This window comes from Curtobacterium sp. PhB142 (assembly GCF_004341255.1).
Taxonomy (GTDB): Bacteria; Actinomycetota; Actinomycetes; order Actinomycetales; family Microbacteriaceae; genus Curtobacterium.
This window is the reverse complement of sequence record NZ_SLUT01000008.1, coordinates 36,967-47,822: the sequence shown is the minus strand read 5'-3', so window position 1 is coordinate 47,822 and position 10,856 is coordinate 36,967. Positions and strand designations below refer to the sequence as shown.

The 10,856-nt window shown below is 71.0% G+C and carries 9 protein-coding genes; 5 read left to right on the top strand and 4 right to left on the bottom strand.

All coding sequences use genetic code 11. The features are described 5' to 3' along the window. Positions 1-38 precede the first annotated feature (38 nt). A complete protein-coding gene (locus EDF31_RS15670; RefSeq protein ID WP_228505676.1) occupies positions 39-2,363 on the top strand; it encodes a bifunctional (p)ppGpp synthetase/guanosine-3',5'-bis(diphosphate) 3'-pyrophosphohydrolase in 2,325 nt (774 codons plus the stop codon). A gap of 82 nt (positions 2,364-2,445) precedes the next feature. On the opposite strand, the gene EDF31_RS15665 is transcribed toward EDF31_RS15670, so the two are convergent. The 3 genes from EDF31_RS15665 to deoC form a co-directional block, all read right to left on the bottom strand. Then, positions 2,446-2,997: a type IV toxin-antitoxin system AbiEi family antitoxin gene (locus EDF31_RS15665; RefSeq protein WP_165901453.1), complete on the bottom strand. Its 552-nt coding sequence runs from the start codon at positions 2,995-2,997 to the stop codon at positions 2,446-2,448. Between the two features lie 119 nt (positions 2,998-3,116). Then, the gene (locus tag EDF31_RS15660) at positions 3,117-4,070 is read right to left on the bottom strand and encodes an ROK family protein (RefSeq protein WP_123294427.1); all 954 of its coding nucleotides are present in this window, start codon (positions 4,068-4,070) and stop codon (positions 3,117-3,119) included. 136 nt (positions 4,071-4,206) lie between these two features. Continuing rightward, the gene (gene deoC, locus EDF31_RS15655) at positions 4,207-4,938 is read right to left on the bottom strand and encodes a deoxyribose-phosphate aldolase (RefSeq protein WP_131846807.1); all 732 of its coding nucleotides are present in this window, start codon (positions 4,936-4,938) and stop codon (positions 4,207-4,209) included. Between the two features lie 43 nt (positions 4,939-4,981). Here deoC and EDF31_RS15650 point away from each other — a divergent pair, with 43 nt between their 5' ends. From EDF31_RS15650 to EDF31_RS15635, 4 genes are all read left to right on the top strand, one after another. Next, complete coding sequence (locus EDF31_RS15650) at positions 4,982-6,514, top strand: SDR family oxidoreductase (RefSeq protein WP_131846806.1); 1,533 nt, start codon at positions 4,982-4,984, stop codon at positions 6,512-6,514. Continuing rightward, complete coding sequence (locus EDF31_RS15645) at positions 6,511-7,095, top strand: GDSL-type esterase/lipase family protein (RefSeq protein ID WP_131846805.1); 585 nt, start codon at positions 6,511-6,513, stop codon at positions 7,093-7,095. Before EDF31_RS15650 ends, EDF31_RS15645 begins: the two co-directional genes overlap by 4 nt. Next, positions 7,095-7,529 (top strand): DUF6804 family protein, encoded by a 435-nt coding sequence (locus EDF31_RS15640; RefSeq protein ID WP_207896251.1) that lies wholly within the window; start codon positions 7,095-7,097, stop codon positions 7,527-7,529. Before EDF31_RS15645 ends, EDF31_RS15640 begins: the two co-directional genes overlap by 1 nt. A 97-nt stretch (positions 7,530-7,626) precedes the next feature. Further along, the gene (locus EDF31_RS15635; RefSeq protein WP_131846804.1) at positions 7,627-9,180 is read left to right on the top strand and encodes a stealth conserved region 3 domain-containing protein; all 1,554 of its coding nucleotides are present in this window, start codon (positions 7,627-7,629) and stop codon (positions 9,178-9,180) included. A gap of 648 nt (positions 9,181-9,828) precedes the next feature. Here EDF31_RS15635 and EDF31_RS15630 read toward each other — a convergent pair. After that, positions 9,829-10,788: a phosphodiesterase gene (locus EDF31_RS15630; RefSeq protein WP_131846803.1), complete on the bottom strand. Its 960-nt coding sequence runs from the start codon at positions 10,786-10,788 to the stop codon at positions 9,829-9,831. Positions 10,789-10,856 lie beyond the last annotated feature (68 nt).

The window sequence follows — 10,856 nt, the reverse complement described above, 5'->3', positions numbered from 1 at the left end:
CGGATCGAGCTCTCGGATCGAGTCCTGGGAGGCGCATCATGACGGACACCCGCGAAGAGCCGTCCGCGCCGAGCCGCCCCGGCTCCGCCCAGCGGCCGACCAGCCCCCTCGGACCGAACACGACGGGCAACCTCGGTTCGCTCCGGTCGCTGCTGCCGCGTCTGTTCTCCCGCGCCCAGCCGGCCGGCGCCGTGGACACCCTGATCCGCACGGTGCGCTCGCACCACCCCAAGGCCGACGTCACGCTCATCGAGCGCGCGTACTCCGTCGCCGAGCGCGCGCACGACGGTCAGAAGCGCAAGTCCGGCGAGCCGTACATCACACACCCCGTCGCGGTCGCCCAGATCCTGGCCGACCTGGGCATCGGGCCGATCACGATCGCCGCCGCGCTGCTCCACGACACGGTCGAGGACACCGACTACCAGCTCGACCAGCTGCAGGTCGACTTCGGCGACGAGATCGCCATGCTCGTCGACGGCGTCACGAAGCTCGACAAGGTCAAGTACGGCGACAGCGCCCAGGCCGAGACGGTCCGCAAGATGGTCATCGCGATGTCGAAGGACATCCGCGTGCTGGTCATCAAGCTCGCGGACCGGCTGCACAACGCCCGCACCTGGGGCTTCGTCGAGTCCACCTCCGCCACCCGCAAGGCGAAGGAGACGCTCGAGATCTACGCGCCCCTCGCGCACCGGCTCGGCATCCAGATGATCAAGCTCGAGCTCGAGGACCTGTCCTTCGCGGTCCTGCACCCGAAGCTCTACGTCGAGATCGACAGCCTGGTCAAGGAACGCCAGCCGAAGCGCGAGCAGTTCGTCCAGAACGTCATCGGCACGCTCAAGAAGGACTTGAAGGCAGCGAAGGTCCGCGGCGAGGTCATGGGGCGGCCGAAGCAGTACTACTCGATCTACCAGAAGATGATCGTGCGGGGTCGCGAGTTCGACGAGATCTACGACCTCGTCGGCATCCGGGTGCTCGTGCCCACGGTGCGCGACTGCTACGCCATGCTCGGTTCGGTGCACGCGCGGTGGACGCCGCTGCCCGGCCGGTTCAAGGACTACATCGCGACGCCGAAGTTCAACCTGTACCAGTCGCTGCACACCAGCGTGCTCGGGCCGCAGGGGCGCCCCGTGGAGATCCAGATCCGCACGCACGAGATGCACCAGCGCGCCGAGTTCGGTGTCGCCGCGCACTGGAAGTACAAGCAGCGTGCCGCTGGCCGCGACGTCGGGACCTCGTCGACCACCGACGACCAGGACATGGCGTGGCTCGCGCACATCACCGACTGGCAGGCCGAGACGAGCGACCCGGGGGAGTTCCTCGACTCGCTCCGCTACGAGATCGGCGCGAAGGAGACCTACGTCTTCACGCCGCAGGGCAAGGTCATCGGCCTGCCCGCCGGCGCCACCCCGGTGGACTTCGCGTACGCCGTGCACACCGAGGTCGGGCACCGCACCATGGGCGCCAAGGTCAACGGCCGCCTCGTCCCGCTCGAGAGCTCGCTGTCGAGCGGTGACGTCGTCGAGATCTTCACGTCGAAGAACCCCGATTCCGGTCCGTCGCAGGACTGGCTGAAGTTCGTCAAGAGCCCGCGTGCGCGCAACAAGATCAAGCAGTGGTTCACCAAGGAGCGCCGCGAAGAGGCGATCGAGCAGGGCCGCGACGCCATCGCCCGCGCCGTGCGCAAGCAGAACCTGCCGCTCCAGCGGATCATGAGCCAGGACACCATCGCCGAGGTCGCTTCGTCGATGCGGTACGACGACGTCTCGGCCCTGTACGCCGCGGTCGGCGAGGGGCACGTCTCGACGCAGTCCGTCATCGAGAAGGTCCTGGGCAGCGTCCAGAGCGACACGGAGACCGACGAGCCGGAGCTCACGTTCCCGCGCCAGGTCACGAGCCGTCAGCTGCGCACGAGCGACAGCGGCGTGTTGGTGCGCGGTGCGCCGGACATCCTGGTGAAGCTCGCGAAGTGCTGCACCCCGGTGCCGGGCGACCAGATCGTCGGGTTCATCACCCGCGGGCAGGGCGTCTCGGTGCACCAGTCGTCGTGTACGAACGTCAAGTCCCTGATGAACGAGCCCGACCGGATGATCGAGGTCGAGTGGGCCCCGTCGTCGAAGTCGGTGTTCCTCGTGCAGATCCAGATCGAGGCGCTCGATCGGTCGGGGCTGCTCAGCGACGTCACCCGGGTGCTCACCGACCACCACGTCAACATCCTGTCGGCGACGGTCTCGACCTCGTCCGACCGGTTGGCGCTGAGTCGGTTCGTCTTCGAGATGGGTGACACCATCCACCTCGACCGGGTGCTGAACGCGGTCCGACGCATCGACGCCGTCTACGACGTCTACCGCGTCAGCGCCGGCTGAGCACGGCCCGAGCACGCGTCGCCTCGGGCTGAGCAGGACCCGAGCGCGCGTCGCCGCGCGCTGAGCACGGCCCGAGCCCGCGTCAGCGTGCGCTGAGCAGCCCGCGCAGCCGTCGTTCGGCCTGCCGCGCCATCGGGATGGTCCCGAGGCCGCTCAGGCGCGCGTGCAGCTCGTCAACGGACACCGCCCCGATCGTCAGCAGCCCGTCGACGGCCGCTGCCCGCTCGGGGTCCCAGTCACCCGGGGTGCGGAGCAGGTCGACGGCGGTGCGCGCCGGGGTCGTCACGACGGTCTGCACGGACCCCAACCGGACCACGTCGACGGGCTGGAGCGCGACCTCGCGCAGGTGCAGGCCCGGCCCGACCGCGATGCGCAGCTGCGGTGGGACGCTCGCCTCGATCGGGTCCGGCGGCCGCGACGCCGCGCCCCAGATCCACGCGGCGGTCCGGCCGGAGGCGACGAGCCGCGCATCGCCGAAGACCCACGATGCCGCGGTCGCGCGCAGCGCCGGGTCCTGCGGCGTCGCGGGGGAGGCCCAGCACGGCCCGACGGGCACCAACTCGCCCGCGAGCACCGCAGCGCGCAGCTCCGCCTCGGGCCAGTCGTCCGTGGTCAGGAGACGGGAACCGGGCACCCCGTCATCCTGCCGGACACCGACACCCGGCCGACACCCCCTGTGGAGAGGCCGGGCACGTCGGCGTCGGCAGCGCCGCTCAGCGCAGGACGTCAGCGCAGGGCGTCGGCGCGGTCCGCTCAGCGCAGGACGTCGGCGCGGTGCACGAGTGCCGCGGCGCCGATGAGCGGGCCGTCCTGCGACAGCGCCGTCGGCACGATGCGCACCTTCGTCACGAACCCGAACTCGACGCGCTCCGCCACCGCTTCGCGTGCGTACTCGAACAGGTCCGGCGTGACGTGGGAGAACCCGCCGCCGATCGCCACGACCTCGAGGTCGACGAGGCTCGTCGCCGCCGCGATCGCCTGCCCGAGCGCCCGGCCGCTGCGCTTGACCGCGGCGACCGCGATCTCGTCGCCGGCCGCGTACGCCGCCGACAGTTCTTCGCCGGTGGACCCGTCGAACCCCTGGCGCTGCGCCCAGGCGACGGTCTTCGGGCCGCTGGCGATCGCCTCGAGGCAGCCGGTGCCGCCGCAGGCGCACGGATCGTCGTAGCCGCCGCACTCCACGTGCCCGATGTGCCCGGCGTTGCCCGTCGGGCCGCTGACGGTGCGGCCGTGCAGGATGAGGCCACCGCCGACGCCCGTCGACACGATCATGCCCATGACGTGGTCGTACCCCTGCGCGGCACCGACCCAGTGCTCGGCCAGCGTGATCGCCAGGCCGTCCATGCGCAGCGTGACCGGCACGCCCTCGGGCACGAGCGCGGCGATGCGGTCGCGCAGCGGGTGGCCGCGCCACACCGGCATGTTGAGCGGGGAGACGAGGCCGTGCTCCTCGTCGACGGGGCCGGCCGAGCCGACCCCGACGCCGACCAGGGTCGCGTCGGTGGGGACCGTGGCCAGGGCGCTCGTCACGACCTCGTCGACGGCTGCCTGCAGCTCGTCGGACGTGCGCTGCGGCCCGGTGGGGCTGCGGAAGCGCGTGCCCGGCAGGACGACGCCCTGGTCGGTGACGAGCGCGGCCTCGACCTTGGTGCCGCCGAGGTCGACGGCGAGTGCGAGGGCGGGGGACTGGGGTGCGGTGCTGGACATGCGCGCTCCGATGCGGCGGTCTGGAGGCCCGGGGCGGCTCCCGGACGCGGCGTCGCGTCCGGTGTGCCCCGGCCTGGCAGGTGGTGGGTCGGTCGGGTCAGGTCGTCGTGCGGTGGATAGGTCGTGTCGCGGCGGGTCAGTAGGAGCTGGTGTCGTCGCCCTGCGACGACGCGGCACCGGTCTCGACACGGTGCGCGACCTCGTCGAGGATGCGCGCGGACGCACTCGTGCCGATGCGGTTCGCCCCGGCGTCCACCATCTCGAGCAGGGTGTCGAGCCCGCGGACGCCGCCCGAGGCCTTGACGCCCGTGTCGGCTCCGACCGTGCGCCGCATCAGTGCGATGTGCTCGGTCGTCGCCCCGCCGCCGGCGAACCCGGTGGAGGTCTTCACGAACGCGGCACCGGCGGACTGCGCGGCACGCGAGGCTGCGACGATCTCGTCGTCGGTCAGGAACGCGGTCTCGAGGATGACCTTGACGACGGTGGACCCGGCTGCGTCGACGACGGCGCGGACGTCCTGCTCGACGCGCTCCCAGTCGCCGGACTTCGCGGCGCCGATGTTCTGCACCATGTCGAGCTCGAAGGCACCGTCGGCGAGGGCCTGCAGCGACTCGGCGACCTTGGCCGCGGTGGACGTGGTGCCGTGCGGGAAGCCGATGACCGTCCCGACGCCGACGCCGGTGCCCCGGAGACGCCCGACGGCGTAGGCGACGTCGCTGGGCCGGACGCACACGCTGAAGACCCGGTACGCGGCGGCTTCGTCGAGCTGGGCGTCGACGTCCGAGCGGGTGAGCTCGGGCTTCAGGATCGCGTGGTCGATGAGGCCGCGGACGGCATCGGCGGTGACGGGGAAGGCTGCGTTGTCCACCCGGCAAGCCTACCCGTCAGGCGTGCCGCGTAGCGTTCCGGGCATGCAGGTCCTCGTCACCGGCGCCACCGGGTACATCGGCGGTCGTCTCGTCCCCCGTCTCCTCGAAGCCGGACACTCCGTGCGCGTGTTCGTGCGCAACCCCCGGAAGCTCCAGGACGTCCCGTGGAGCAGCGACGTCGACGTCGCCGAAGGAGACCTGCAGGACGCCGACGCGGTCCGCGCCGCGGTCGACGGCGTCGAGGCCGTGTACTACCTCGCCCACGCGATGGGTGCCGACGGCGACTTCGAGTCCGCGGAACGGCAGGCGGCCGAGACGATGGCGCACGAGGCGAAGCGTGCCGGCGTCAGCCGGTTCGTCTACCTGGGCGGCCTGCACCCCGACGGCGACCTGTCGAAGCACCTGCGCAGCCGGAAAGAGGTCGGTGAGATCCTGCTCCACTCCGGCGTGCCGACGATCGCCTACCAGGCCGGCGTCGTCATCGGTTCCGGCAGCACCTCGTTCGAGATGATCCGGCACGTGACCGACGTCCTGCCGTGGATGCCCGCACCGCGGTGGGTGCGCAACCGCATCCAGCCGATCGCCGTGCGCGACGTCCTGTACTACCTGGTCGCGGCGCTCGACGTCCCCGCCGACGTCAACCGCACCTTCGACATCGGCGGGCCGGACGTCCTGCGCTACGGGCAGATGCTCAACGGCTACGCGGTCGAGGCGAAGCTGCGGCAGCGGCCGATCACGGTCCTGCCGGTGCTCACCCCGCGCCTCGCCGCACACTGGTTCAACGCCGTCACGCCGATCCCGCGCAAGCTGGCGACGCCGATCATCGAGTCGCTGCAGTTCGAGTGCGTCCAGCGCGAGCACGACATCGACGACGTCGTCCCGCAGCCCGAGGGCGGGCTCACGTCGTACCGCCGCGCCGTCCGACTGGCCCTGAACAAGATGCGGTCCGGCGAGGTGCAGACGAGCTGGCGGAGCGCCACCCTGTCGAGCGCCTCGGCCGACCCGATGCCGACCGACCCGGACTGGGCCGGCCACACCGTCTACGTCGACGACCGGAAGCGTCACTCGACCGCCTCCGCAGAGGACGTCTGGCGCGTCGTCGAGTCGATCGGCGGCGAGAACGGGTGGTACTCGTTCCCGCTGGCCTGGGTCGCGCGCGGCTGGATGGACAAGGTCGCCGGCGGCGTCGGGCTCAGCCGTGGTCGTCGTGACCAGGACCGACTCGAGCAGGGCGACGCCCTCGACTGGTGGCGCGTCGAACGCCTCGAGCGCGGGCACTACCTGCGGCTCCGCGCCGAGTTCAAGTCACCCGGGCGCGCCTGGCTCGAGATGACCGTGACCCCGAACCCCGAGGGCGGCAGCGACTACCACCAGCGGGCGATCTACTTCCCGCAGGGCCTGCCCGGCCGGCTGTACTGGTACGGGATCCTGCCCTTCCACGGGATCATCTTCCCCGGCATGGTCGAGCGCATCACCGCGGCCGCCGAGCGCGAGTCGGACAACACCGAGTCGACGCAGCACAACCGGACCCAGCACAATGGGAGTCCGGAACCGGCGAACGAGGAGGCAGCATGACCGAGGAACGCAGTCCCGTCCTGTTCCTGGGGGACAGCATCACGGCCCAGGGGTCGTGGGACAGCTGGCTCCCCGACGAGCAGACCCTGAACCAGGGCATCGGCGGCGACACGACGGACGGCGTGCTCGCACGGCTCGACGCGGTCGTCGCCGAACAGCCCGAGGTGATCGTGCTGCTGATCGGCACGAACGACTTCGGCAACCACCGGGCGAGCGCCGAACACGTCGTCCGCAACGTCGAGACGATCCTCGTCACCCTGCGGCGCGAGCTGCCCGGTGTCCGCCTGCTGCTCGTCTCCGTCCTGCCCCGCCAGGCCGAGTACACGGCGAAGATCGAGGAGGCGAACCGGCACCTGCGGCAGTTCGTCGCGACCTGCCACGCGCAGTACCTCGACGCCTGGCCCGCGCTGGCGGACGGCGACCACCTCGACGACCGCTTTACCGACGACGGCCTGCACCTCACCGACGAGGGCTACCGGGCCTACCTCGGCGAGCTGGTCCCCGCGCTCGAGCGTGTGCGGGGTCTCCCGCCGATGTCCCGGTCCTTCACGGCCATCGACCTCGACGAGGCCCCCGCCTGATGGCTGCCCGCAAGGGACGACCCCCGGTGGGGTCGTCGCAGAACGGTGTGCCCGCCGCACCGGTCCGACCGGCCGCGGGGACGACGAACACCCATGCCACCCCGGGGTTCACCCGGCCGGCACTCGCGCCGTCGCTCATCGCCGCGATCGTCCTGCTCGCCTGCGTGGCGATCATCGACTCGTCCGGCTTCGTCTTCGCCCGCTGGGGTGTCACGGTGCTGTCCCTCATCGTGCTCGTCTTCGCGGTGCGCGGGAAGACGTGGTGGGCCGCCGTGCTGATGGCCGCCGTCGCCGTCTGCTGGAACCCCCTGGTCACGGTGCCGATCCCCGGCCAGGTGTGGGCCGCGCTGCAGATCCTGGCTGCCGCCCTGTTCATCGTGGTGGGCATCGCCGTCAAGGTGCCGCGCGAGGCGGACGCACCCCGGGCCTCCTGACCGGCTCCGCTGACCGCCTGCGGAACCGACCGGGCGGGCGGACGGTAGGATCGCAGGGTCGGGTACAGGACCCGGCAGCACGACCCGAAGGGCATGGATGAACGACGAGACCGAGCCGGTGACCGAGAGTCCTCTGCTGACCCCTCGACCGTCCTCCGGCGGTCTCGACCGGCCCGACGTCGTCGTCCGCAAGGGGCGCCTGACGCTGCTCAACGGCCACCTGACGCCGCAGCAGTCGATGATCGAGGACCTGTTGTTCCTGGACGACGCGCTGACCGTGGCGGACGTCGACCACCTGCTCATCCGCGGCAACGACGAGCGTCCGGTCATCGCGATCGACGAGCGCGACCGGCAGCGTGCGGAGAGCGCCGTCATGGCCGCCGCCGTCAACGAACCGTTCTACGCGAAGCCGCCCGGCGAACCGGCCGTGCTCATGCAGGACGACGGTCTCGGGCCCGTCGACGAGCCGGTGCTGCGCGTCTTCCGCCCGCGTCTCGAGCCCCTCGGTCGCCTGCGCTACGGCGCCGAGACCAGCGTGCAGCTCGAGTTCTGGCGACTCACCGACACCGAGGTGCTCGCGCCCGTCGAGAACGCCCTGATGCGCCGCAGCCTGCCGGTCGACGAGTTCGTGCTCGTCGACATCGAGCGCTACGGCCGCACGTGGCGCACCGTCGAGCACATGTTCGACGACCACGTCTCGGACATCCGGTTCCCGATCGACATCGTCTTCTCGTGGGTCGACGGCAACGCCATCGAGTACCAGCGCGCCCGCCAGGCAGCGCAGGCGTCGGCCGTCCTGGGCGAGGGCGACGACGCCCCCGCACGGTTCCGCCAGATCGACGAGCTGAAGTACGCACTCCGCTCGGTGCACACGTTCGCACCGTGGATCCGCCAGATCTACATCGCCACCGATTCGCCCGCTCCGCACTGGCTCGCTGACCACCCCAAGGTCCGAATCGTGCGCAGCGAGGAGTTCTTCGCCGACCCGTCCGTGCTGCCGACGCACAACTCGCAGGCCGTCGAGTCGCAGCTGCACCACATCCCGGGCATCAGCGAGCACTTCATCTACTCGAACGACGACATGTTCTTCGGCCGCACCGTCGACCCATCGGTGTTCTTCAGCCCGGGGTCGGTGTCGAAGTTCATCCTCGCCACCACCCGCATCGGCCTCGGCGTGAACAACGCCGCGCGCAGTGGGTTCGAGAACTCCGCGCGGGTGAACCGTCGCCTGTTGCAGCAGCGGTTCGGTGCGGTCACCACCCGGCACCTCGAGCACGCGCCCACCCCGCTCCGGTCGTCGATCATGACGGAGATGGAGCACGAGTTCGCCGACGAGTTCCGTGCCACGGCGGCGTCGCGCTTCCGTGCTGCCGAGAACATCTCGGTGACCAACTCGCTCTACCACTACTACTCGTTGCTCACGGGTCGGGCGATCACGCAGGAGAACGCCGACGTCCGCTACATCGACACCACGATGCAGTCCGGGCTGCGATCGCTCGACGAGCTGCTCAAGAAGCGGAACGCGGACTTCTTCTGCCTGAACGACGGCAGTTTCCCGGAGGTCAGCGACGAGGAGCGGACGCAGCGCGTGACCGACTTCCTCGAGCGCTACTTCCCCTTCCCTGCGCCGTGGGAGCGCGACAGCGTCTAGAACGCGCCAGCGTTCTGCTGTCGCGCTCCGGGCGAGCCTGCGAGCCCGGCGCCGAAGCCCAGCCACGCGCTCCGGGCCCGACCGCCCCGCCCCGTCGCCGTCCTCCGAGCGGTCACGGCCTGTCGGCACGCGCGCCGTCAGACGACGCGAGCTGACCGCTCGACGCCTGACACGCGGTGCGTGGTGACCCTTCACCGGACAGGAGGGCCGGGACGGACTCGCCACGCGCCTCCCGACCGCCCCGCCCCGTCGCCGTCCGCCGACCGGTCACGGCCTGTCGGCACGCGCCCCGGCAGACGACGCGAACTGACCGCTCGACACACGTCTCGCGGTGATTCGCGACCACCGGCCGGACGGGAGGCCCGTACTGGACTCTCCACGCGCCTCCCGACCGCCCCGTCGCCGACCGCCGACCGCCGACCGCCGAGCGGTCACGGCCTGTCGGCACGCGCCCCGGCAGACGACGCGAGCTGACCGCTCGACACACGTCTCGCGGTGATTCGCGACCACCGACCGGACGGGAGGCCCGTGGCGACCCCGCCACGCGCCTCCCGTCCGCCCCGCGCGCACGCCCACGGCACATGGTGAGCACAAATGGTCGGGTCCGCACTGCGGACCCGACCATTGCCGCTCACGAAGTGCGGCGACCTACCGGTGGACGGGGGAGACCGGCACCGAGTCGAGCGTGAAGACCGGGATGCTCGAGGTCACCGGAGCCGGCTCGACCGCGGGCGGGATCGTGACCCCGTGCGCTGCGAGTCGGGCCTCGGTCTCGACGGCCGACACCGGTTCGCCGACCGTGGAGTAGTGCCCGATCGGGACGACCGAGTGCACGACGTTGTGGCCGTAGACGTGCACCAGGTTGAACGACTGCGCGCCGTCCCGCCCACGCGTGCCGCCCTGGAACTCGGTGAGGTCCTGCGTGTAGCACGTGGCACTGGCGACCGACACGGGGATGCCCGCGAAGACCGCGCTGGTCGAGTAGTGCAGGTGTCCGGCGATGATCGACAGGACGTCACTGCCCTCGACGACCTCGGCCAGGGCCTGCTGGTCGCGGAGCTCGACGAGGACGGTCAGGTCCTGCACGCTCGGCACGGGCGGGTGATGCATCGCCAGGATGGTGCCGTGCGGCGCAGCCTCGGACAGGACCTCGGCCAGCCAGTCGAGCTGCTCGGGGGAGACCTCGCCGTGGTGGTGGCCCGGGACACTCGTGTCGAGGGTGATCACCCGCAGACCGTTGACGTCGTAGACGAAGTCGACCGGACGGTCGGTGGGGTGCAACCCGAAGAGCTCCTGACGGAACGCGCCGCGCTCGTCGTGGTTGCCCATCGCCCAGATGACCTGGGCACCGATCCGGCGGGCAGCCGGCTCGACGATCTCGCGGACGCGGGCGTAGGCACCCGGTTCGCCCTTGTCGGCCACGTCGCCGGTGACGACGATCGCTTCGGGTCGGTTGCCTGATGCTTCGATGTCCGCGACGATCTCGGTGAGCCGGGCGGCGGAGTCGACCCCGCCGTACAGATCGCCGTCGCCGGAGACGAGGTGGGTGTCGCTGAGGTGGAGGAGGAAGTGGTTCGGCCTGGGGTGTTCGGCCGTCCGGCTGTCCATCGGGGTCTCATTCCGTTGGCGGATGCGTGGTGCAACACGTTGCCACACCGTCCTGGATGAGTCCAGCA